This window comes from Curtobacterium sp. MCLR17_031, assembly GCF_003234775.2.
GTDB classification, from domain to species: Bacteria; Actinomycetota; Actinomycetes; order Actinomycetales; family Microbacteriaceae; genus Curtobacterium; species Curtobacterium flaccumfaciens.
On record NZ_CP126270.1, the window covers coordinates 3,399,036 to 3,420,116 of the forward strand.

Consider the following 21,081-nt stretch of genomic DNA (forward strand, 5'->3'; position numbering starts at 1 on the left):
CCGGTCAGACGATGGTGCGGGCGGCGACCTCGTCGACGAAGGTGCGGACCCGCTGCCGGAACACCGGGTCGGTGGCGGCCCCGCGGACGGGCACGACGTGCAGCCGCCGGTCACCCCGACGCAGCGCCGGCCCGACGAACACCCCCTCGGCGACGTCCGGCGCGGTGGCCGACCAGAGCGTCGAGCGAGCGCCGTCCTCCGCGGTCCGGGCCATGCTGCGGGCGATCATGCCGCCGAGGCGCTGCGCGAGGGTCTCGGCCTGGTCGTTCATCCCCGTCGCCGCGATGCCTGGGTGTGCGATGACCGAGCGGACGTCCGAGCCGGCCGCGCGGAGCCGCTCACCGAGGTCGACCGCGAGCGCCGTCGCCGCCGTCTTCGAGTCGGTGTACACGGCGAGCTGGGAGTAGTCGCTCGGATCATCCACCCCGCCCGGTGCGGGCACGCGGCGGGTGCGCTGCGACAGGTTCGACCCGACGAGGACGACCCGGGGCGACGGTCCGCCGAGTACCGGGAGCATCGCGTCGGCGAGCACGGCCGGCCCGACGACGTTGGTGGCCCAGGTGCGTTCGATGCCCTCGTCGGTCAGCGCGAACGCGCCGAGCGTCGCGCCGGCGTTGTTGACGAGGGCGTCCACGACGATGCCGTCCGCCGCGAGCTGCCGGGCGAACGCCGTGACCGAGGCGACCGATGCGGTGTCGACGACCCGCGCCTCCAGGCCGACGGGCAGGACGCGAGCCGCATTGTCGGGGTTGCGGACCGCCGCGATGACGCGTGCTCCGGCGGCTGCGAGTCGGGTCGCGACCACCAGACCGAGTCCGCCGGTCGCGCCGGTGACCACCACGGTCCGGCCGTGCTGGTCGGGCATCGCGGACGGTTCCCACTCGAAGGTGTCCATGGTCGTCTCCTGCTCAATCGTCGTACGGAATCGGATGATCCATCCGGAACGCTAGCACAAGCGGATAGAGTGTCCGTATGACGATCGCGATGGCCCGACCCGAAGCGCTGCGCTCCGATGCGCAACGCAACCGGACCGCGCTGCTCGACGTCGCCCGGTCGTTCGTCGAGCGGGGCGAGCAGCCGCTCCTCAACGCCGTTGCACACGAGGCCGGTGTGGGTGTCGGGACCGCCTACCGGCACTTCCCGTCGCAGCAGCACCTGCTCGAGGCGCTCGCGATCGACGCGCTCGAGGACATGCTCGACCTCGTCCGTGTCGCCGTCGCGCTGCCCGACGCGGCGGACGCGCTCCGGGGGGTCGTGACGGCTGCGTTCCGGGGCATGGTCGACGACGCGGCCCTCGGTGACCTGCTGACGAACGGCGGGTTCTCGTGCGCCGACACCGCGGCGCTCGCGGGCGACCTGGTCGAGTCCGTCGACGCGCTGCTCATGCGGGCACGGGCCGAGGGGCTCGTGCGTGCCGACGTCGACGCGGACGACCTGCGACGGCTGCTGTGCGGGATGCGGGTGGCCGCCGTGGCGGGTGGCTCCCGGGTGCACGACCCCGAGCGCTACGTCGAGGTGCTGCTGGCGGGCCTCCGCCCGGCCTGACCACCACCCTCGCGCCCCGCGTGCCTCGCTGTCAGGATGGGCGCATGAGCGTCATGGTGTCCGTCTTCGATGCGTACCGGTCCCGCACGAGCGAGAAGTACACGGCCTACCCGCCGGACGTGCTCCCCATGTTCGTCGCCGAGATGGACAGCATGCTCGCCGAACCGATCCGCGACGCGCTGGTCACGGCGGTGACGAACGGCGACACCGGGTACGTCGGGCACGGCCGGGCCCTGCCCGAGGCGTTCGCCGACTTCGCCGAGAGCCGGTGGGCGTGGCGGGTCGACCCCGACCTGGTCCGCACCACCACGGACGTGTCGGTCGCGGCGGTCGAGGTGCTGCGCCGGGTCATCGAGCCGGGCGACCAGGTCGTCATCATGCCGCCCGTGTACCCGCCGTTCTGGGAGTACGTGTCCGAGGCCGGCGGCACCGTCACCGAGGTCCCGCTGCTCGCCCCCGCGGGCCCGGCCGACCCCTTCGACACCACGGCCGGCTGGCGGATGGACCTGGACGGCCTCGCGCAGGCGTTCGCCGACGGAGCCCGCACGGTGCTGCTCTGCAACCCGCACAACCCCCTCGGCCTGGTGCACGACCGCGAGTCGCTCGTCGCACTCGCGAACCTGGCCGCCGAGTGGGACGCCGTCGTGGTGTCCGACGAGATCCACGCGCCGCTCGTGCACGCCGACGCGGTGTTCACGCCGTTCCTGGAGTCCTGCCCCGAGGCCGCGTCGCTCGGCGTCGCCCTGACGAGTGCGAGCAAGGCCTGGAACCTCGCCGGCACGAAGTGCGCGATGATGATCGGCGCCTCGGAGCGGGCCCGCGCGTGGTTCGACGGACTGCCGACCGAGGTCGTCGAGCGCACCGGCATCCTCGGCTACACGGCGAGCGTCGCGGCCTTCAGCGAGGGCGGGCCGTGGCTGGCGTCGCTGCTCACCGAACTGGCCGCGAACCGGCGCACCCTGGCCGAGCGGATCGGCGACGTGCTGCCCGGCGCCGAGTACCGGCAGCCGCAGGCGTCGTACCTGGCGTGGCTCGACCTGCGGGCGCTGCCGTGGGGCGACGACCCCGCGGCGGAGCTCGTCGACCGGGCGAAGGTGGCGCTCGGCTCCGGCCCGGCGTTCGGACGGCAGGGCCGGGGCTTCGCGCGGCTGAACTTCGGGTGCTCGGCGGAGACCCTCGACGAGGGACTCAGCCGCCTCGCCGCAGCCGCTCGGGCCTGAACCCGAGCTGCGTCGACCGGCGTGTGGCTGCCGCGAGACGCCGGCGTGTGCGTTCGACGCCCCGCAAGCGTCGAGACACCGCGGGATTCGGCGGCGTCTCGACGCTTCGGCGGCGCCGGGGCAAGACGCCGGCGTGTGAGTGGAGAGAAGGGCGCAGCGCCTACTCGAACCGCTGCCAGGCCGGCTTGTTGGCGTACGTGTAGCGGTAGTAGTCGGCGAGCTGCAGCCCGGCGGCGGCTTCCTCGTCGACGACGACGGTCGCGTGCTCGTGCAGCTGCAGGGCCGAACCGGGCACGAAGGAGCTGAGCGGCCCCTCGATCGCAGCGGCGACGGCCGCGGCCTTCGACGAACCCTGGGCGACGAGGACGAGCTCGCGGGCCTCGAGGATGGTGCCGAGCCCCTGCGTCATGCAGTGCGTCGGGACCTGCTCGGGCGAGTCGAAGAAGCGCGCGTTGGCGTCCCTGGTCGACGGCGCGAGGGTCTTGATGCGGGTACGCGAGGCGAACGACGAGGTCGGCTCGTTGAACCCGATGTGGCCGTTGGCCCCGATCCCGAGGATCTGCACGTCGATCCCGCCCGCGGCACGGATCGCGGCGTCGTACTCCTTGGCCGCGAACTCCAGGTCGGCGGCACGGCCGTCCGGCACCCGCACGCGCGAGGCGTCGAAGCCGAGCGGTTCGACGACGTCGCGGGCGATCACGGCCGCGTACGACTCGGGGTGCTCGAGTGGGATGCCGACGTACTCGTCGAGGGCGAACCCACGAGCCTCGGCGAACGAGATCTCGCCCGCCTGCACCCGGCGCTGCAGGTCGGTGTAGATGCCCTGCGGGCTGGATCCGGTGGCGAGACCGATGACGGCGGACGGCTTCTTGGCGACGACGGACGCGATCTTGGCCGCGGCGACGCGACCGACCTCGTCCGGCGTGGGCAGGATGATGATCTCCACACGGCAAGCCTACTGGTCATGACCAGTCTGCGACAGGGGTCGTGTGGGTAGCGTGGAGGCATGCCGACCCCCGACTTCGTCCTGTCCCTGCGCGAGAAGATCGGTACGGCGCCGCTCTGGCTGTCGGGCGTGAGCGCCATCGTGACCCGCGGCTCCGGCACCGATCGCGAACTGCTCGTGGTGCGGCGTGCCGACACGGGCGCGTACACCCCGGTCACCGGGATCGTCGACCCGGGCGAGGAACCCGCCGTCGCCGCCGAACGCGAGGTCCTGGAAGAAGCCGACGTCGTCGCCGTCGCCGAACGCCTGGCCTGGGTGCAGGTGCTGCCCGAGATGACCTACCCGAACGGCGACCGGTCGCAGTACCTCGACCTGGTCTTCGCCTGCCGGTACGTCTCCGGCACGCCGAACCCCGCCGACGGCGAGAACACCGAGGCGTTCTGGGCTCGGCTCGACGCCCTGCCCGACATGTCGGAGAACATGCGGGCACGCGTCGAGGCCGGGCTGGCGGACGAGCGCGAGGCGCGCTTCCAGCGCTGACCCCACCGGCCTGGAGGCGCGGTGCCAGGCCGCCACGGGCCTCCCGTCCGCGTCCCCCGTCGTTTCGGGCACAACGACAGTCCACGCGTCTGGCCGCGCGAGGACTGTCGCTCAGCGCGAAACGTCGCCGCCGCAGCCGCCGCTACGCGAGCGGCGCGACCGCCACGGGTGCGCCGAGCAGGCGCACGGCGACGGGGTCGCCGGTCGCCCGGCGGTCACCGACCTCGTGCTGGACGGTCACGACGGTGTCGTCGTCCAGGCGGACGGTGGTGCGGCGGATCGAGCCGAGGAAACTCGAGGTGACGACGGCGCCGGTGATGCCCTCGGGGGCGAAGGCGATGTCCTCCGGCCGGACGTAGGCGAGCACCGGCCCGTCCGGAGCCGAGGAGTCGAGGGCCGGCACCCGGAAGCCGTACACGAAGACGTCGCCCCCGCGCAGGTCGCCCTGCAGCCGGTTCGACTGACCGACGAAGTCCGCCGTGAAGGCCGACGACGGGGTGCGGTAGAGCTCCTCGGGCGTGCCGACCTGCTCGATGTCGCCCGCCTGCATCACCGCGATCCGGTCGGAGACGGCGAGCGCCTCCTCTTGGTCGTGGGTGACGAACACGGTGGTGATGCCGAGGTCGCTCTGGATGCGGCGGATCTCGTCGCGCAGCGAGACCCGGACCTTCGCGTCGAGGGCCGACAGCGGCTCGTCGAGCAGGAGCACCCGGGGGCGGGTGACCAGGGCGCGGGCCAGGGCGACGCGCTGCTGCTGCCCGCCGGAGAGCTGGTGCGGGTACCGCTCGGCGAACTCGCCGAGGCGGACCATGTCGAGGGCCTCGACCACGCGGCTCTTGCGCTCTGCGGCGGGGACCCGGCGCATCTCGAGGCCGAAGGCGACGTTCTGCCGCACCGTCATGTGCGGGAACAGCGAGTACTGCTGGAACACCATGCCGATGTCGCGCTTGTTGACCGGGGTGTCGGCGACGTCCTGACCGTCGATGCGGATCGAGCCGGCGTCGATGGCCTCGAGGCCCGCGAGCGCGCGGAGCGCCGTCGTCTTGCCGCAACCGGACGGGCCGAGGAGCGAGACGAACTCCCCCGGCTCGACGCGGAGGGACAGTCCCGCGAGTGCACGGTGTGCGCCGTAGTGCTTCTCGACGGCGTGGAGTTCGACGACGGCACCGGTGGTGGCGAGGGACGCCGGGGCTGCCGGAGCGGTGACGGTCATGCGGACTCCTCGAGGCGGGGACGACGGGTGGTGCGGGTGCGGCGGACTCGGCCCGTGCGACGGGTCCCGATGCGGCCGATGAGGACGAGCAGCACGAAGCCGAACGCGAGCGCGGCGACCGAGAAGATCGCGGCGACGTACGGGTCGGTCCCCTGCACGAGCACGAGCCCGGTCTGGAACGTGCTGCGGGAGAGGAACGCGGCGAGGGTGTACTCGCCGAGGACCACGGTGATCGTGAGGAAGCACGCGGCGGTGATGCCCCGACGCAGGTTCGGCAGGAGCACGCGCCAGGTGACGGTCCACCACGAGGCACCGAGTGAGCGAGCCGCCTCGGACAGGACGATCAGGTCCGTCGCGGTGATGGCCGCGGCGATCGGGCGGAACGCGAACGGCAGCGTGATGATGCCGATCGCGAACGCCAGCGTCCAGGAGCCGGACCCGAACACCTGCGAGACGACTTGGTACACGGGGATGAACCCGACGACGAGCACCACGACCGGCACGGTGATCGGCACGATGCAGACGAACTCCAGGATGCTCCGGAGCCTGGGGTAGCGGAGCGCGGTGATGATCTGGGCCGGCAGCAGCACGAGCAGCACGATCCCGACGGTGATCACGGCGATGAGCAGCGACGCCCCGAGCCCGTCGAACACCGGCTGGTAGGTGAACGCGTTGGCCGGGTCACCGATCGCCGCCCAGTGCGCGAAGGTGAGCCCGCCGTCGGTGCCCTGCCGGAAGGTGAACTGCAGCAGGGCGACCAGCGGCACGGCGAACAGGAGCCCGATCACGGTGAGCACGATCGCTGCCGCACCACGGGACGGGGCCGTGCCGAAGCGGCGGACGCGGGACGGGCCTCCGAGCCGAACCGGCTTCGCCGGGCGGACCGGCCGGACCGGGGCCGCCGCGCTCATCGCTGCCACCGTGCGGCACGGCGCTGCAGCAGCGAGTACGCGCCCATCACGACCGCCATCACGACGACCATGCCGAAGGCGAGCACCCCGGCGACGTTCTGCAGGCCGGCGAGCGTCTCGCTGGTGAGCTGCGTGCGGATCGTCAGCGGCACGATGCCGCCCTGCGAGATGAGGGCCGCGGCGGTGGCGAACGACGAGAAGCCGTTCGCGAAGAGCAGCAGGAGCGACCCCCAGAACGCCGGCGCCAGGACCGGCAACGCGATCCGGCGCCAGTACGTCAGGCGCGAGGCGCCGAGGGTCGCGGCGGCCTCGCCCCACTGGGCCTTGACGCCCTCGAGTGCGGGCATGAACGTGAGGACCATGAGCGGCACCTGGAAGTAGACGTAGGGGATCACGAGCCCGGGCACCGTGTACAGGAAGGCGCCGTCCGCGTTGAGGTCGACGTGGAAGACCGTGACCAACCACGTCGTGACGAGGCCCTGCACGCCGATCGTGGCGATGAACGCGAACGCGAGCATGACCCCGCCGAACTGGGCGAGGACGCTCGCGGCCGAGTCGATCATCGACCGGACCAGTCCGTCCGGCCGCAGTGCCGAGAGGGCCCAGCAGACGACCGCGCCGAGCACGGCACCGATGACCGCGGAGGCGGCGGACAGGCCGAACGACCCGCCGAACGCCCGCAGCACGGACGGGTCGGCGAAGGCCGCGAGGTTCGCGAACGTGAACGCTCCGGAGCCGTCGAAGAAACCGCTGCCGATCGCGATCACGGCGGGGACCGCGAGGAACAGCAGGACGTAGGCGGCGAAGGGGGTCAGCCCCAGCCAGGCGAGGCCGACGCGGCGCCGGACACGGGGTCCGGCGCCGCGTCGGACGGCATCGGCGGACGCTCGTGCGGACGTCGGGCGCACGGGGCTCGTCGCGCTCGTCGCCGGTGCGGCGTCGGTCGCGGCCGTGCCGCTCGCCGCGGGCGCGTCTGCCGATGCGGTGGTCATGCTGCTCAGGAACCCATCGTCGAGGACCACTTGGCCTTGAGCACCTTGGCGGCGTCGGCGACCTGCGCGTCGGTCAGTTCGACGTAGTCCTTCGGTGCGCCACCGGCGGCGTCGAGGGCGTCCTGGTCGACCTTGCCCGACTTCGTCAGCGCGGCGAGGGTGGACGGGAAGGCGCCGGCCTGCAGGTACAGGTTCTGGACCTCGGGGCTGGCGATGTACTCCTCCCACAGGCGGGCGGCCGCGGGGTGCGGGGCGTCCTTGTTGATGGCCTGCGAGTAGTACGAGCCGAGCGCCTGCCCCTTCGGGACGACGGTCTTCCAGTCCTTGTTGCCACTCGCGCCCGCTGCCGGGCCCCAGGCCAGGTTGTTGTACGACCACTGGACGACGACCGGGGTCTCACCCGAGGCGACGGTGGCCTGCGTCGGCAGCACGTTCTGGAAGTTGCCGGCCTGCTTGAGCTTGCCGAAGAAGTCGACGCCCTTGGTGATGTCGTCGGCCGAGCCGCCGTTCTCCAGCGCCGCCAGGTACACCGCGGACGCGGCCTGGTTCGCCTGCGTCGGGTCGCCGCCGATCGAGACCTTGCCCTTGTACTCGGAGCCGAGCAGGTCCGTCATGTCCTTCGGGGCGTCGGAGATCTTCGACGAGTCGTACCCGATCGACATCAGGCCGGTGTAGTCGCGTGTCCAGGCGCCGTCCTCGTCCTTCAGGTTCGTGGGGATGTCGTCCCAGTTCGCGACCTTGTAGTCGGCGAACAGGTCGAGGTTCTCCTGCAGCACGGCGTTCCCGAGGTCGAGCACGTCGGGGGCGGTGGACTGGCCCTTCTGCGACTTGACCGCGGCGACCTCGTCGGCGCTCGAGCCGTTCGGGTTCGCGGAGTTGATCTTGATGCCGTACTTCTTGGTGAAGCCGTCGATGATCTTGCCGTAGTTGGCCCACGTCGGCGGGAGCGTGATGACGTTGAGCTGGCCCTCGGCCTTGGCGGCCTTGACCAGGGCGTCCATGCCGCCGGCGGACTCGGCGCTGGTGGTGGTCTTCCAGTCGGCGTCGCCGCCGGAGCCGGCGGTCGCCGAGCTCGTCGCCGAGCATCCGGCGAGGGTGACGACTGCTGCGGCGGCCAGGGCGATGCCGGCCAGGGTGCGCTTGTGCTGCACGGGTGGGCCTTTCGGGTGGGGGAAGGTGCTGCGGGGACCGGGTGTCCGGGTTCTGGTCGATCGTGGACGCGGCCGGTTTCCGGCCCGTGCTCCGGTGGTGAACGACGGCGGAACAGCGGGTGCGGCTGTACGCTTTGCTCGTTCTGGGCGCATGGTCGCGCCCACACCAGGCTTGGAGGCACGGATGCGGTTCACGACGACGGTCCTGCTGGCACGGAAGACGGCGACCGGACTCCCCGTCCCGGAGTCCGTCATCGAGGCGCTCGGATCCGGCAAGCGCCCCGCCGTGGTCGTCACGATCAACCGGGGCTACACCTACCGCTCCACCGTCGGGGTCATGGACGAGCAGTTCCTGGTGCCGCTGTCGGCCTCGCACCGTCCGGCCGCCGGGATCACCGCCGGGGACACCGTCGAGGTCTCGCTCGAGGTCGACACCCTGCCCCGGACCGTCGACCTGCCGGAGGACCTGGCCACCGCGCTGCAGGAGGCAGGGGTGCGTGCGGCGTTCGACACCCTGTCGAACTCGCGGCAGCGGGCGCTCGCCGCCCCGGTCACGCAGGCGAAGGCCCCGGAGACCCGGGCCCGGCGGATCGAGAAGGCCGTGGAGTCCCTGCGGGGGTAGGGGTCGGTCGGGGTCGGGGCCTGGTCGAGGTCGGGCGGCCCGGTCGTTCCGGGCGTACCTGGTCGTTCCGGGCGTACCTGGTCGTTCCGGGCGTACCTGGTCGATTCGGGCGTACCTGGTCGATTCGGGCGTACCTGGTCGATTCGGGCGTACCTGGTCGGAAGTTCTCGCCAGGTATGCCCGAAAGCACCGGGTACCGAGGGCGTTCTGGGAAAGAACGGGCGCGCTCAGGCCCCGAGTTCGACCAGGACCCGCGGGATCTCGGTCACGAGTTCGCTCGCCAGGTACCCGAGCGGCCCGACCTGCACCGCGAGTCGGTCACCTGCGGCAGCGTGCACGTAGGACGCCCACGCCACGGCCTGTGCCGGATCGGCGCCGCGGGCGAGCAGGCCGGTGACCGCACCGGAAAGCACGTCGCCACTGCCGCTCGTGCCGAGACCGCCGGAGCCGGTGCCCTTGAGCCACGCCCGACCCTGCGGTGTGGCGATGGCGTCGCCGAGGGCCACGACCGCTCCGAAGCGGTTCGCGATCGCGACGGCGTCGGCCACGTCGTCGTCGCTGCACTCCCGCCCGAGCAGGCGTTCGGCTTCACCGGCGTTCGGCGTCATCACCAGCCGTCCACGCAGCGGTTCGAGGCGGTCCCGCACGTCGGCAGCCACACCGAGAGCGAAGGCGTCGAGTACGACGGTGGTCTGCGGACCGACGACGTCGGCGAGCCCGGCCACGAGGTCGCGGGAACCGTCCGGCTCGTCGAGACCCGGCCCGACCAGCACGGCATCGGCGCTCGAGGCGCTGTCCGCGATGCCCTCGATTGCACCGACGGCGATGTGACCGTCCTGGTCCTCGTCGAGGGGTTCGACCCCGGACTCGGGCACGACGACCGCGACCTCGTTCGCGACGCTCCGGCCGACCGCCAGGGTGAGGCGACCTGCGCCGACGCGGAGTGCGGCGAGCGCGGAGAGCATCGCGGCGCCGGGAGTCCGAGCGGCGCCGCCGACGATGAGCACCTGCCCGCGGCCGTACTTGCCGGCACCTGGTTCGGGCAGTGGCCAGTCCCGCAAGAAGTTCGGGGTGACGGGTTCAGTGGACATGTTCGTCGTCCTTCCGGCCGGTGTGCTGGGTGACCTCGTCGTCGTCCAGGTGTCCGACCGAGGAGAACTCCTCGAGCACCCACGGCGATCCGGCATCGTCACGACGGAGTCGGGTGAGGGAGGCGTTCGCGACGGCGTGGGTCCGGGCGAACTCCATGAGTGCCGGCTCGTCGAGGTCCAGGCACACCGCGACGGCGAGCATCACCACGGCGTCGTGCGCGGCGATCACCAGGCGCTCGACACCGTCGACCCGCTCGAGGTCGCCCAGGAGCGACCTAAGCCGGAGCATCACGTCCGCCCACGACTCCCCGCCTGCCGGCCGGTGGTAGTACTTGCCGAGCCACTGTCGGCGGCGTTCCTCGTCCGGGTACCGGTTGCGGACGCCCTGCAGGGTCAGCAGGTCGAGGACGCCGAGTTCACGGTCACGGAGGCGCTCGTCCACCCGCTTCTCGGGCTCGGCGAGGCCGGCTGCCTCGAGCGCGATCGCGATGGTCTGCTGCGCACGGAGGTACGGCGACACCCACAGCGCGACGGGGACATCGTCGATCCCGCGGTCGGCGAGCTCCTGGCCGAGGGCACGGGACTGATCGGTGCCGAGCGGGCTGAGCGGGACGTCGGCGTCCCGGAACTCGACGTCGATGACGTCGTCGCCCGCGGCTTCGGCCCGAGCCGCTGCGACGTTCGCGACCGATTCGCCGTGACGGACGAGCCAGATCTCCTGCACTGCCATGCCGCCACGCTAGCCAGAGCGTGCTGTGCCGGTTCACCGCCACCGGACGGTCACCCCGTACGGAGCCGAGCGCTCCGGACCGGTCGGACAGCGCACGGGAGCCCCGCCGCCCGGAGTCGCAGCGCCAGCGCATCGAGGTCGAACAGGTCTCGCCATTCGAGCCGGATGATCGTCCGCACACCCGGCACGGTGAGCAACCGGCCGTGCCGCCGCTTCTCGTCGAGGAACACCTCGGTCGGACTCCGGCCGCCCAGGTAGCGCTCCTGGGAGTACTTGGCCCGTCCGTCGATCTCGACGATGACCCCGTGGTCCGGGAACCAGAAGTCGACTGCGGACCGACGGCCGTCGACGACGAACTCCTGCTGCAGCAGCGGGTCCGGAAGCCCGAGCTCCCGGAACACGACCCGAGCGAGCGACTCGGCCGGTGACCCGGAGCGAGCATCGGCCAGGTCGAGCACCTGCTGCGCCAGCGCGCGGGCGCGAGCCTTCGGAGGAACCGCTCGTCGGAGGTCGTCTGCGTCGACGCCACGTCGCAGCGCGGCGTCCGCGATCACGACGCCCGCCCGCAGGTCGCCGGACATCGCGATGTCGACGACGGTCCGGGGAACGGAGGTGACGGCGAGCGCACCGACCGTGATCCGTTCGGCCCGGCCGACGGGTCTCGTGTGCAGGACCAGCTCGGCGCTCCTGCCCCGGTACATCGACTCGGGCACCGTCGCGTGCACCGGGACGTCCCACCCGCCGAGCGCCGGGAGACCGTGCACGGCCGCGGCGGACAGGTGCGATGCCGTCGCCCGTGTGCCGAGGCGGCCGAGCCGCGCGAACACCCGGGTGACGTACCGCTGACGAGGCCCGGCGGCGTCCCACGCGGCACCGTCGACGAAGGCGTTCAGCCCGACCCGGACCAGGCGGCCCACACCCTGGATCCGGGTCCGGCGGCGCAGGGTGGTGGCGTCGAGGCCGGCCTCGTGCATGGCGGAGGCTCGGAGGATGGGCAGCGACTCGTTCATGCACGTGACGATGCCGGACCGGCCATCCGTTCCGGAGGCCGATGTCGGGAACTGTGGACGGGCCTCCAGGCCTGGGCGGTTGTGGAGGGGAGACGTTCCTTCCCAGAACGGCCGCGATACCAAGCGGAATCGGGCATACCTGGCCAGAAGTTCCGACCAGGTACGCCCGATTCGACCAGGCCACCCGCCCCACCCGACGCAGCCCATGCGCTCCCTCGCACCCGCACCCACGCAACACGGCGCCGAACGGAACGCACCCGTGTCCCGTCCGGCGCCGCGGTCTCTCCCCGACCGAACGCCGGGCCCGCTGCCTCAGGCCCGACGCACGCGCAGCGTCACGATCTCGAACGGACGCAGGGTCAGCACGACCGGCTCCCCGGCCGACCACGAACGCTCCAGCGGCCGTTCGAGCAGGTCGACCTGCGCCACCGACGCAGCGTCGAACCCGAAGGAGACCCCGACGTCAGCAGCCCGGCCCCCGAGTCCTTCGTACAGGCGCACGACGACGTCTCCCGAGCGGTCCTCGGCGAGCTTGACGGCCTCGACGAACACCTGCGGCGACGACACCGTGACGAGCGGCGCGACCTCGGCCGACCCGGGGACGCTCCGCACCGGCAGGTTCAGCCGGTACCCGGAGTCGGCGGCGTCGAGCACCGAGGCCCCGATCCGCAGCACGGTCTGGAACACGTGGTGCCCCTGGTCGGCGTTCGGGTCCGGGAACGTCGGCCCGCGCAGCAGCGACTCCCGCACGAGCGTGGTGATCCCGCCGTCCGGCCGGGTCTCGCGTGTGATGTCGTGGCCGTAGGTCGAGTCGTTCGCCACGGCGACGCCGAACCCGGGCTCCGCGACGTGCACCCAGCGGTGTGCCGAGGTCTCGAAGCGGGCGTGGTCCCACGAGGTGTTCTGGTGCGTCGGCCGGTCGATGTGCCCGAACTGGATCTCGCTCGAGGCCGACGATGCGAGCACGTCGATCGGGAACGCGAGCTTCAGCAGCTTCTGGTGCTCGTGCCAGTCGACCTCGGTCTCGACGGTCAGCTCCGGTTCGCCCTGCACGGCGGAGTAGCGCGTGGTGAGCGTCGATGATCCGAAGGACCGTTCCACGACGAGCTCGTCACCTGCGATCGCGACCGACGACGCCGACAGCACCGTGCCGTTGCGCTGGTACGCGCGGTCGATGTCCCACGCCTCCCACTGGTTCGGGGTGTCCCGGAAGACCGTGTACTCCGCCGCCGCGGCGCCTGGTGCGATCGCGTCACGTCCGGTGGCGTGGTCGACGAACGAGACGACGTGCCCGGCAGCGTCGATGGTCGCGGCGACGACGCCGGTGTCGAAGACGAAGCGGTCGCCGCTCCGGACGGGAGGCACGGGTCGCGGCGCGTGGACGACCGAACCTGCCAGGGCGGTCACGTCCCCCGCCGCGACCGGCGAGGCGTTGAAGCGCACGACCGACGCGGTGTCGTCGGCAGTGCCGGCGAGCGCCGTCGTCGCGCTGCCGATCAGCCCCTCGAGCACCTCGGCGACCCGGGCGTACTGCTCCTCGGCGTTCTCGTACACCCACGCGATCGAGGACCCGGGCAGGATGTCGTGGAACTGCTGCAGCAGGACGGTGTGCCAGGCGTCCTCGAGATCGGCGTACGGGTACTCGCTGCCGAGCCGGACCGCCGCCGTCGCCGCCCAGAGCTCGGCTTCGCGGAGCAGGTGCTCGGAGCGGCGGTTGCCCTGCTTCGTGCGGATCTGCGACGTGTAGGTGCCGCGGTGGAACTCGAGGTACATCTCCCCTGACCAGACCCCGGGCGTCGGCAGTTCGGCCTCGAGCTGCTCGAACACCTGCGCCGGCGTGCCGAGTGTCACGTGGGGTGACCCGTCGAGGTCGTGCTGGCGGTGTGCGGCACCGACCATCTCGCGGGTGGGACCGCCACCGCCGTCCCCGAAGCCGTACAGCAGCATCGAGGTGTTCGCGGTGCCGCGTTCCTTGTTGTTCCGTTCGCCGCGGCGCAGGTCGGCGGGCGAGACGTCGGAGTTGTAGGTGTCGGCCGGGGGCAGGTGCGTCAGGACGCGCGAGCCGTCGATGCCCTCCCAGTGGAACGAGGTGTGCGGGATGACGTTCGTCTCGTTCCACGACGGCTTCTGGGTGACGAACCACTTCGATCCGGCGGCGCGGACGATCTGCGGCAGGGCACCCGAGTAGCCGAACGAGTCGGGGAGCCAGGCCTCGGGGGTGTCGATCCCGAACTCCTCCAGGAAGAAGCGCTTGCCGGCGACGAACTGGCGGGCCAGGGCCTCACCGCCGGGCAGGTTGGTGTCCGACTCGACCCACATGCCGCCGACCGGGATCCACCGCCCCTCGGCGACGCGCTGCTTGATGCGGGTCCAGATGGACGGGTACTCGTCGCGGATCCAGGCGTACTGCTGGGCGGACGAGCAGGCGAAGGTGAAGTCGGGGTCGCGGTCCATCAGGTCGAGCACGTTCGAGAACGTCCGGGCGCACTTGCGCTTCGTCTCGCGCACGGGCCACAGCCAGGCGGAGTCGATGTGGGCGTGCCCGACAGCGATCGCACGGTGGGCGGCGGGGCTGGCGGGGACGGCGAGCACGGGCGCCAGGACCTGACGGGCGTCCGCGGCGGTGCCGGCGACGTCGTCCGGGTCGAGTGCGTCGGCGGCGCGTTCGAGTGCCCGCAGGATGTCGGCGCCCCGGGTGCCGTCGGTGGGGAGCTCGGCCATCAGCCCGCGCAGCACCCAGAGGTCCTGCTGCAGTTCCCACACGGTGTCGTCCCGCTCGACGACCTCGAGGGCCTTCAGGCGGTAGATCGGCTCGTCACCGGCGGTGGAGCGCGAGCCGAGCGGCGTCGCGCCCTGGAACGAGTCACCGCCGATGTCCGGGTTCGCCCCGGCCTCGATCCAGAGCTCGAAGGACTCCCCCGGGCCGACCTCGAGCGGCACGGTGTCGTTCCGCGGCTCGATCGCCTTGATCGTGGAGCCGTCGGCGCGGAACGCGAGTCCCTCGGCCTGGAACCCGGGCTGCCGCTTGGTGAACCCCAGGTCGACGAGGAGTTCGGCGGTGGTCCCCGGCGCGGTGCCGAAGTCCGCCGGCACGGTCCCGGTCACCCGGAACCACGTCGTGCCCCACGGGCGTCCGCCCCAGTGCGACCCCACCGTGAACGGTGTGTACGTCTCGCCCACGGCGGCGTCGAACGGCACCGGCTCGCCCGGCACCTCCCACGCCTCGATCGTCACCGGCGCCGAGCGACGGAGGACGGCGGGGTCGACACGGTCGCGCACGAGGCGGGCGATCCGGGCCTCGACGAGCGGTTCGTCCTGGTGCATGTGCTTCCTTTCGAGAGTGTGCCGGGGTGGACCGGCGGATCAGCCCTTGATGCCGCCGGCGAGGGCGTTGCCGCCGCCGAGGCCTCGGGACACGATCACGTAGAGGGCGATGACGGGCACGGAGTAGACGATCGAGAACGCGGCGAGCTGGCCGTACGCCACCGCCCCGTTCTGCCCGAAGAAGTTGAAGATGCTCACCGCGGCGGGCACCTTCTCGGGCGAGAGCAGCAGGACGAACGGGACGAAGAAGTTCCCCCACGCCTGGATGAACACGAAGATGAACACGACCGCGATGCCCGGACGCATGAGCGGGATGACGATGCGGGTCAGGGTGGTGAGCATCGAGGCGCCGTCGGTCCACGCCGCCTCTTCGAGCGAGATCGGCACCGAGTCCATGAAGTTCTTCGCCATCCAGATCGCCATCGGCAGCGACGTGGCGGCGAGGAAGAAGATGCAGCCCCACACGTTGTCGATCAGGTTGAGCGACACGAACAGTGCGTAGACGGGCACCATCATCGCGGTGATCGGCAGGCCGGTGCCGAACAGGATGCTGTACAGGAACGGCTTGTTGACGCGCATCTTGTACCGGGACAGCGGGTACGCGGCGAGCAGGGCGAACACCACGGTGACGACCGCGGTGCCGCCGGAGAGCAGCAGGCTGTTCGCGAGCGGGATGAACGACAGCTCGGGGGTGAGCACCTTCGCGAAGTTGTCGAGCGTGAACTGCGAGGGCAGCTTCACCGACAGCGAGGCCTGGGTGTCGAACGAGGCGAGCACGAGCCAGAGCAGCGGCACCGCGAAGCACACCGCGATGACGAGCAGCACGACGTTCGACACCCACCGCATGGTGCGGCCGCGCGGGGACGTCATGTGCATCGACCCCGGTGCGGTCACCGAGCGGGTCGTGGTCTGGTCGAGGGACGGGGCTGTCATGGCCATCAGTCCACCTCCGGCTTGAGGGCTCGGATGTAGATGATCGAGAAGACCGCCCCCACCACGAGCAGGATGGTCGCGATCGCCGTCCCGAAGCCGAGCTGCGAGAACTTGAACGCCTCCTGGTACGCCAGGATCGGCAGGGTCGACGAGTTCGTGCCCGGACCGCCGCCGGTCATCACGAAGATCAGCGTGAAGACCGACAGGGTCTGCAGCGTCGTGAGCATGAGGTTCGTCGAGATGCTCCGGCGGATCACCGGGAGCGTGATGTAGACGAGCCGCTGCCAGCCGGTGGCTCCGTCGACCTCGGCGGACTCGGTGATCTCCTCGGGGACCTCCTGCACGGCGGCGGAGTAGACGAGCATCGAGAACGCGGTGCCGCGCCAGATGTTCGCCAGGATCACGGCGAGCATCGGGTACGTGTAGAGCCAGTTGGCGCCGGTGATCCCGATCGACGCGAGGAACGTGTTGAGCGTCCCCTCGTCGTTGAAGAACGCGTACGCCGCGAACGACGCCACGATCTCCGGCAGGACCCACGCGGCCACCACGAAGGTGCCGACGATCGCCCGGACGGCCTTGTTCGCCGAGCGCATGAGCAGGGCCAGTCCGAGGCCGAGCACGTTCTGTCCCACCACGGCCGAGGCCAGCAGGAAGACGACGGTCAGGATGACGGACTTCGGGAAGTCCGGGTCCTGGAACAGCTCGACGTAGTTCTGGAAGCCGACGAACTGCTGGTCGGCCGCACTGGCACCGGTCAGGGCCGAGTTGGTGAACGACCCGTAGAACGACGAGATGACGGGGCCGAGCAGGAAGATGACGAGGAGGACCAGGGCGGGCAGGAGCGGGACCGCTCGTCCGACGTTCCGCAGTGGTCGCCGCTTGCGCGGCACGGGTGGATCGGTGCGCTTCGGCGCACCGGGCGCCGACAGCGTCGGCGCGAGGGGGGTGCTGGACACGATGGGTGCCTTCCGGGTGCGGAGGGGTTCCGAAGGTGGGGAAGAGCGGACGGGAGGCGCGGTGCGGGACCGCCCCGCGCCTCCAGTCCGTCAGTGGGTGACGTCCGTCAACCAGCGGAGACGGTGTTCTCCTTGCCGACCACCTGCGTGACGGCCTTGTCGTAGGCGGCAGCCGCGTCCTTCGGCGACTGCTGACCGGTCATGACCGCTTCCATCGCGACCTGGATCGCGTTGGACACCTGCGAGTAGTCACTCGTCGCGGGGCGGAAGTTGGTGTTCTCCACCAGCCCCGAGAAGAACTTGAACGTCGGGTTCGCCGCCGTGTAAGCCGGGTCGTCCGCGACGTCCTTGCGGACGGCGATCTGACTGTTCTCGGTGTCGTACTTCAGCGAGCCGTCCTTGTCGAGGAAGCTCGTGATGAAGTCGAACGCCGCCTGCGGGTTCTTCGACTTCGCGCCGACCGCCAGGGTCCAGCCGCCGGACATCGAGTTGTAGCCGGGAGCCTGCCCGTTCTGGGTCGGCATGGGTGCCTGGCCCATCACGTCGTTCCACTCGGGCCACGGCGCGGTGCCGGACTTCAGCCACGTGCCGGACTGCCACGAACCGTCCAGGTCGATCGCGAGCTTGCCCTTCGGCAGCCACGTCTGGGCGATGGTCGTGCCGACGTTCGTGTCGAGCGCCTGCTGCGGTGTCGGGCCGAGGCCGCCCTGGTAGACGTCCTTCACGAACTTGAGCGAGTCCTCGAACTGCTTCGAGCCGGTGACCCACTTCTTGTCCTTGTACAGGGTGTTGCCGGAGCCGTCGGCGCCGTACAGGAGCATCTCGAAGCCCTGCATGGTCGAGGCCTCGCCCTGCGCCTTGCCCGAGTAGATGTTGAACGGGATGACGTCGGGCTGCTTCTCCTTGATGGTCTTCGCCGCCGCGAGCACGTCGTCCCACGTCTTCGGCTTCCACGGGACGTCGAGCCCGGCCTTCTTGAAGATGTCCTTGTTGTACCAGAGGGCTCGGGTGTCGGTGCCCATCGGGACGCCGTAGATCTTGCCGTCGTCACCCTGCCCGGCCTGCTTGGCGTTGTCGAAGAACTGGTCCCACTCGTCCCACTTGTCCGTGTACTTGTCGAGTGGCAGCAGGTAGCCCGCCTCGGCATCGGCCTTGACGAGGAACGTGTCCTCGTACATGACGTCCGGGGCGGTGGCCGGCGCCTTGTTCATGAGCGCGAGCTTCGTGTAGTAGTCGTTGCCCTGCGCCTGGATGGGCACGAGGGTGACCTTCTTGCCGGGGTTGTCCTTCTCGTACTGCTTCTTGACGACCTTCATCTGGGCGTCGAGCTGCTGGAAGGCGCCGAACTTCTGGTACGCGATCTTGATCGTGTCGCTCGAGGCGGACCCCGAGCTCGAGCAGCCAGCCAGACCGACTGCGGCCACGGCCACAGCTGCGAGTCCGGCGATGATGCGGGTGCGTTTCATCGGTGCTCCTTTGCACGGGTGATGTCCGCGGGCACCATCGCCCGCGCGCAGGATTAGTCCACCGTATTGACTTAAACCTGTCAAGGAGTTTCTCGGGCCGATTCGGGCGTACCGGGTGGATTCGGGCGTACCGGGCGGATTCGGGCGTACCGAGTGGAATCGGGCGTACCGGGTCGGAAGTTTCGACCAGGTACGCCCGATTCCACTTCCCATCGCGCGCGTCCTGGGAAAGAACGTCCGTCAGGAGGTCGGCGTCGCGCTCCCCGTCACCGTGATCCCGCCGGCCTCGGGCACGTCCACGAGCAGCAGACTCGGACGCCCGACGTGCCGCCCCTGCCGGATCGTGACGCGGTCGCCCGGCAGCACTGCACCGATCTGCCGCAGGTACGCCCCGGTGGACGCCGCTGCCGATCCCGTCGCCGGGTCCTCGGTGATGCGCCCGGCGGGGAACAGGTTGCGCGCCTCGTACTCCCGGTCGCCGGTGCGGTGCAGCACCGTGACCGTCCCCGCCCAGCCGGCCTCGCGCTTGAGCTCGGCGAGGGGCCCCGGCGCGAACCGGAACTGGTGGAACAGCTCGCGGTCGTGCAGCACGAGCACCGGGTGCCAGTTGCCGGCGAAGGACTCCAGCACGGGGAACCCCGGAGCGATGTCCGCGGCCGAGAGCCCGAGCAGGTCGAACAGCCGCGCCAGCAGACCCGGCTCGATGTCCCGCGTCGCCGGCTCGACGCTCGTCATCGCGACCTGCACCGCGCCGTCCGCACCGACGGTGGCATCGAGGGTGACCTCACCGGCCAGGGTCGTGAACACCCGGCGGCCCGGCCCCTCGCGCTCCGCCAGCGCCACGGCCAGCGCGACGGTGGCGTGCCCGCAGAACGGCACCTCGGCGCTCGGCGAGAAGTAGCGGACCCGCGGCCCGGTCGACGTCGCACCCACGACGAAGGCGGTCTCGGGGTACCCGACCTTCCGGGCAATCGCGAGCATCCGGTCGTCGGACAGTCCGGCCGCGTCGAGCACGAGCCCGGCGGGGTTGCCACCGCCCGGCTCGGCGGCGAAGGCGGTGTACCGGAGGATCTCCTGCTGCATGCCCCGACGCTACTGCGGCGTCACGACCGGGTGCGCGGGCCGATCACCGACGGGTGGCCCGGACTGCTGCGGCGCCGCGGGTGGCTCCGAGGGCAGCGCGAGGAACACGGCGAGCACGATGTAGCCGGCGGGCACGAAGCAGAGCAGGACCCACCACCCGGAGCGGTTCGTGTCGTGGAGCCGCCGCATCGCGATGGCGATCCAGGGCAGCAGCGACGCGAGCCCGACGACCACGAAGACCCCCAGTGCGATCTGGGCGAAGACCGGCATCGACGTGAGCAGGAACCACCAGACCGGGAACGGGTTGAAGGACTGCATCGCCTGGTCGAGGACGCGCGCTTCCTCCGGGCTCGGCATCGGTGGGGGCGTCGTGAAGAGTCCGATGCCGTACATGATGTTGATCGCAGCGGAGATGATCGCCCACCACAGCGCCCACCACCAGAACTCGGCACGAGCGGCACGACCCCGGAACACGACGTACCCCCGCCAGAACCGCGAGAACGAGGCGGGGAAGGAGGCCTGGTGCCAGGGGACCCCGACCGGTGGCTGCTGCGTCTGGTGCACCGGACCTGCTTACCGGGGCGACCTGGGCCCTCCTGACCACTCCTCGGCAGGCCCGGCGTGGCGGGTGGGGGTAACCCCCGACCACTTCCGGGTGTGCACGTGATGTTTCAGCGTCGCCTCCGTCGTGAGACTGGATCCATGAGCACCGACACGCGCCCCACCACCGCCCGCCGCACCCTCCGGATCGCCCTCGCCTCCACCGCCGCGGTGTCCGCCCTGCTGCTGACCGCCGGCTGCAGCGCGATCCAGGACATCGTGCCGAACAAGACCCCGCAGAAGCACTTCGACGCGTACTCCGACGCCCCGCGCTCCGGGGAGTCCGAGGACCTGGCCTTCTTCATGCCGAAGTGGGTGCCGGAGGACGCGAAGGACATCGACGTGCGCCTCCACGTCTCGCAGCCCGGGTACGTCATCGGGTTCGCGTCGAAGGACGGCGTCGACGTGGACGACTGCACCCCGCTCGACGAGTCGTACGGGGGCACGGCGATGACCGCCGACTTCCTGCCGGAGGAGCTCCCGACCAAGGGCCTCGTCACCTGCGGCGACGGCCGCGCGGTCACCGAGATCGACGGCCGCTGGTACGGCTGGACCACGAAGGACGCCATCCCCGGTCAGGACGACACCCAGACCATGCACGGGTCGGCGGACTGACCGCAGCCACCCACCGGTCTGGAGGCGCGTGACAGCCCCGCACCGCGCCTCCAGTCCGTCGCGGGGTCGCGCCCACCGCGCATGGTGAGCAGGAATGGTCGGGTCCGCTGTGCGAACCCGACCATTCCTGCTC

At 71.1% G+C, this 21,081-nt stretch carries 20 protein-coding genes; 5 read left to right on the forward strand and 15 right to left on the reverse strand.

Translation table 11 applies throughout. The features are described 5' to 3' along the window. Nucleotides 1-4: 4 nt before the first annotated feature. The gene (locus tag DEI96_RS16070; protein WP_111024105.1) at nucleotides 5-895 is read right to left on the reverse strand and encodes an SDR family NAD(P)-dependent oxidoreductase; all 891 of its coding nucleotides are present in this window, start codon (nucleotides 893-895) and stop codon (nucleotides 5-7) included. Between the two features lie 77 nt (nucleotides 896-972). Between DEI96_RS16070 and DEI96_RS16075 the strand changes: the two genes are divergently transcribed. Together DEI96_RS16075 and DEI96_RS16080 are read left to right on the forward strand one after the other, a co-directional pair. Beyond that, complete coding sequence (locus DEI96_RS16075; protein WP_111024104.1) at nucleotides 973-1,545, forward strand: TetR/AcrR family transcriptional regulator; 573 nt, start codon at nucleotides 973-975, stop codon at nucleotides 1,543-1,545. Nucleotides 1,546-1,589: 44 nt separating this feature from the next. Beyond that, nucleotides 1,590-2,765: a MalY/PatB family protein gene (locus tag DEI96_RS16080; RefSeq protein ID WP_111024103.1), complete on the forward strand. Its 1,176-nt coding sequence runs from the start codon at nucleotides 1,590-1,592 to the stop codon at nucleotides 2,763-2,765. A gap of 160 nt (nucleotides 2,766-2,925) precedes the next feature. Here the strand turns inward: DEI96_RS16080 and nagB are convergent, their stop codons facing one another. Then, the gene (gene nagB, locus DEI96_RS16085) at nucleotides 2,926-3,711 is read right to left on the reverse strand and encodes a glucosamine-6-phosphate deaminase (protein WP_111024102.1); all 786 of its coding nucleotides are present in this window, start codon (nucleotides 3,709-3,711) and stop codon (nucleotides 2,926-2,928) included. Between the two features lie 60 nt (nucleotides 3,712-3,771). Here nagB and DEI96_RS16090 point away from each other — a divergent pair, with 60 nt between their 5' ends. Then, a complete protein-coding gene (locus tag DEI96_RS16090) occupies nucleotides 3,772-4,251 on the forward strand; it encodes an NUDIX hydrolase (protein WP_111024101.1) in 480 nt (159 codons plus the stop codon). A gap of 142 nt (nucleotides 4,252-4,393) precedes the next feature. Here the strand turns inward: DEI96_RS16090 and DEI96_RS16095 are convergent, their stop codons facing one another. Genes DEI96_RS16095 through DEI96_RS16110 form a run of 4 tightly spaced genes read right to left on the reverse strand, consistent with a single transcriptional unit; the run spans nucleotide 4,394 to nucleotide 8,518 of the window. Next, the gene (locus DEI96_RS16095; protein WP_111024100.1) at nucleotides 4,394-5,464 is read right to left on the reverse strand and encodes an ABC transporter ATP-binding protein; all 1,071 of its coding nucleotides are present in this window, start codon (nucleotides 5,462-5,464) and stop codon (nucleotides 4,394-4,396) included. Next, on the reverse strand, nucleotides 5,461-6,375 hold the full coding sequence (locus DEI96_RS16100; RefSeq protein ID WP_111024099.1) for an ABC transporter permease: 915 nt from the start codon (nucleotides 6,373-6,375) through the stop codon (nucleotides 5,461-5,463). Before DEI96_RS16100 ends, DEI96_RS16095 begins: the two co-directional genes overlap by 4 nt. Then, complete coding sequence (locus DEI96_RS16105; RefSeq protein ID WP_258372878.1) at nucleotides 6,372-7,367, reverse strand: ABC transporter permease; 996 nt, start codon at nucleotides 7,365-7,367, stop codon at nucleotides 6,372-6,374. The genes DEI96_RS16100 and DEI96_RS16105 overlap by 4 nt, the downstream gene beginning before the upstream one ends. 5 nt (nucleotides 7,368-7,372) lie before the next feature. Next, entirely contained in the window at nucleotides 7,373-8,518 is a 1,146-nt protein-coding gene (locus DEI96_RS16110; RefSeq protein ID WP_111024097.1) for an ABC transporter substrate-binding protein, read from the reverse strand. A 184-nt stretch (nucleotides 8,519-8,702) separates the two neighbouring features. On the opposite strand from DEI96_RS16110, the gene DEI96_RS16115 reads away from it, so the two are divergent. Continuing rightward, the gene (locus DEI96_RS16115) at nucleotides 8,703-9,140 is read left to right on the forward strand and encodes a YdeI/OmpD-associated family protein (protein ID WP_111024096.1); all 438 of its coding nucleotides are present in this window, start codon (nucleotides 8,703-8,705) and stop codon (nucleotides 9,138-9,140) included. Between the two features lie 227 nt (nucleotides 9,141-9,367). Here DEI96_RS16115 and DEI96_RS16120 read toward each other — a convergent pair whose 3' ends face one another. The 9 genes from DEI96_RS16120 to DEI96_RS16160 form a co-directional block, all read right to left on the reverse strand. Then, nucleotides 9,368-10,231 carry an NAD(P)H-hydrate dehydratase gene (locus DEI96_RS16120; protein ID WP_111024095.1) on the reverse strand — a complete coding sequence of 288 codons (864 nt, stop codon included), beginning with the start codon at nucleotides 10,229-10,231 and terminating at the stop codon, nucleotides 9,368-9,370. Then, a complete protein-coding gene (locus tag DEI96_RS16125) occupies nucleotides 10,221-10,961 on the reverse strand; it encodes a histidine phosphatase family protein (RefSeq protein WP_111024094.1) in 741 nt (246 codons plus the stop codon). Before DEI96_RS16125 ends, DEI96_RS16120 begins: the two co-directional genes overlap by 11 nt. Nucleotides 10,962-11,011: 50 nt before the next feature. Continuing rightward, nucleotides 11,012-11,971 (reverse strand): hypothetical protein, encoded by a 960-nt coding sequence (locus tag DEI96_RS16130; protein ID WP_111024093.1) that lies wholly within the window; start codon nucleotides 11,969-11,971, stop codon nucleotides 11,012-11,014. Between the two features lie 312 nt (nucleotides 11,972-12,283). Then, on the reverse strand, nucleotides 12,284-15,295 hold the full coding sequence (locus tag DEI96_RS16135) for an alpha-mannosidase (protein ID WP_111024092.1): 3,012 nt from the start codon (nucleotides 15,293-15,295) through the stop codon (nucleotides 12,284-12,286). Between the two features lie 39 nt (nucleotides 15,296-15,334). Further along, nucleotides 15,335-16,228, reverse strand: a complete 894-nt coding sequence (locus DEI96_RS16140) for a carbohydrate ABC transporter permease (RefSeq protein WP_371830315.1) — start codon at nucleotides 16,226-16,228, stop codon at nucleotides 15,335-15,337. A 5-nt stretch (nucleotides 16,229-16,233) separates the two neighbouring features. Continuing rightward, complete coding sequence (locus tag DEI96_RS16145; protein WP_110894824.1) at nucleotides 16,234-17,184, reverse strand: carbohydrate ABC transporter permease; 951 nt, start codon at nucleotides 17,182-17,184, stop codon at nucleotides 16,234-16,236. 107 nt (nucleotides 17,185-17,291) lie between these two features. Then, nucleotides 17,292-18,650 carry an extracellular solute-binding protein gene (locus DEI96_RS16150; RefSeq protein ID WP_071404684.1) on the reverse strand — a complete coding sequence of 453 codons (1,359 nt, stop codon included), beginning with the start codon at nucleotides 18,648-18,650 and terminating at the stop codon, nucleotides 17,292-17,294. A 240-nt stretch (nucleotides 18,651-18,890) separates the two neighbouring features. Next, complete coding sequence (locus DEI96_RS16155; protein ID WP_111024091.1) at nucleotides 18,891-19,733, reverse strand: PhzF family phenazine biosynthesis protein; 843 nt, start codon at nucleotides 19,731-19,733, stop codon at nucleotides 18,891-18,893. A gap of 9 nt (nucleotides 19,734-19,742) precedes the next feature. After that, nucleotides 19,743-20,297 carry a DUF805 domain-containing protein gene (locus DEI96_RS16160; RefSeq protein WP_111024090.1) on the reverse strand — a complete coding sequence of 185 codons (555 nt, stop codon included), beginning with the start codon at nucleotides 20,295-20,297 and terminating at the stop codon, nucleotides 19,743-19,745. 138 nt (nucleotides 20,298-20,435) lie between these two features. On the opposite strand from DEI96_RS16160, the gene DEI96_RS16165 reads away from it, so the two are divergent. Continuing rightward, a complete protein-coding gene (locus DEI96_RS16165) occupies nucleotides 20,436-20,948 on the forward strand; it encodes a hypothetical protein (RefSeq protein WP_111024089.1) in 513 nt (170 codons plus the stop codon). The last annotated feature ends 133 nt before the right edge of the window (nucleotides 20,949-21,081 follow it).

Excerpts from the sequence above, each read along its gene's own strand:
- DEI96_RS16090 (WP_111024101.1), top strand. The coding sequence starts at position 3,772 with ATGCCGACCCCCGACTTCGTCCTGTCCCTGCGCGAGAAGATCGGTACG.
- DEI96_RS16140 (WP_371830315.1), bottom strand. The coding sequence starts at position 16,228 with ATGACAGCCCCGTCCCTCGACCAGACCACGACCCGCTCGGTGACCGCA.
- DEI96_RS16080 (WP_111024103.1), top strand. The coding sequence starts at position 1,590 with ATGAGCGTCATGGTGTCCGTCTTCGATGCGTACCGGTCCCGCACGAGC.
- DEI96_RS16130 (WP_111024093.1), bottom strand. The coding sequence starts at position 11,971 with ATGAACGAGTCGCTGCCCATCCTCCGAGCCTCCGCCATGCACGAGGCC.
- DEI96_RS16155 (WP_111024091.1), bottom strand. The coding sequence starts at position 19,733 with ATGCAGCAGGAGATCCTCCGGTACACCGCCTTCGCCGCCGAGCCGGGC.
- DEI96_RS16100 (WP_111024099.1), bottom strand. The coding sequence starts at position 6,375 with ATGAGCGCGGCGGCCCCGGTCCGGCCGGTCCGCCCGGCGAAGCCGGTT.
- DEI96_RS16070 (WP_111024105.1), bottom strand. The coding sequence starts at position 895 with ATGGACACCTTCGAGTGGGAACCGTCCGCGATGCCCGACCAGCACGGC.
- DEI96_RS16125 (WP_111024094.1), bottom strand. The coding sequence starts at position 10,961 with ATGGCAGTGCAGGAGATCTGGCTCGTCCGTCACGGCGAATCGGTCGCG.
- DEI96_RS16105 (WP_258372878.1), bottom strand. The coding sequence starts at position 7,367 with ATGACCACCGCATCGGCAGACGCGCCCGCGGCGAGCGGCACGGCCGCG.
- DEI96_RS16135 (WP_111024092.1), bottom strand. The coding sequence starts at position 15,295 with ATGCACCAGGACGAACCGCTCGTCGAGGCCCGGATCGCCCGCCTCGTG.
- DEI96_RS16120 (WP_111024095.1), bottom strand. The coding sequence starts at position 10,231 with ATGTCCACTGAACCCGTCACCCCGAACTTCTTGCGGGACTGGCCACTG.
- DEI96_RS16115 (WP_111024096.1), top strand. The coding sequence starts at position 8,703 with ATGCGGTTCACGACGACGGTCCTGCTGGCACGGAAGACGGCGACCGGA.
- DEI96_RS16095 (WP_111024100.1), bottom strand. The coding sequence starts at position 5,464 with ATGACCGTCACCGCTCCGGCAGCCCCGGCGTCCCTCGCCACCACCGGT.
- DEI96_RS16150 (WP_071404684.1), bottom strand. The coding sequence starts at position 18,650 with ATGAAACGCACCCGCATCATCGCCGGACTCGCAGCTGTGGCCGTGGCC.
- DEI96_RS16165 (WP_111024089.1), top strand. The coding sequence starts at position 20,436 with ATGAGCACCGACACGCGCCCCACCACCGCCCGCCGCACCCTCCGGATC.
- DEI96_RS16075 (WP_111024104.1), top strand. The coding sequence starts at position 973 with ATGACGATCGCGATGGCCCGACCCGAAGCGCTGCGCTCCGATGCGCAA.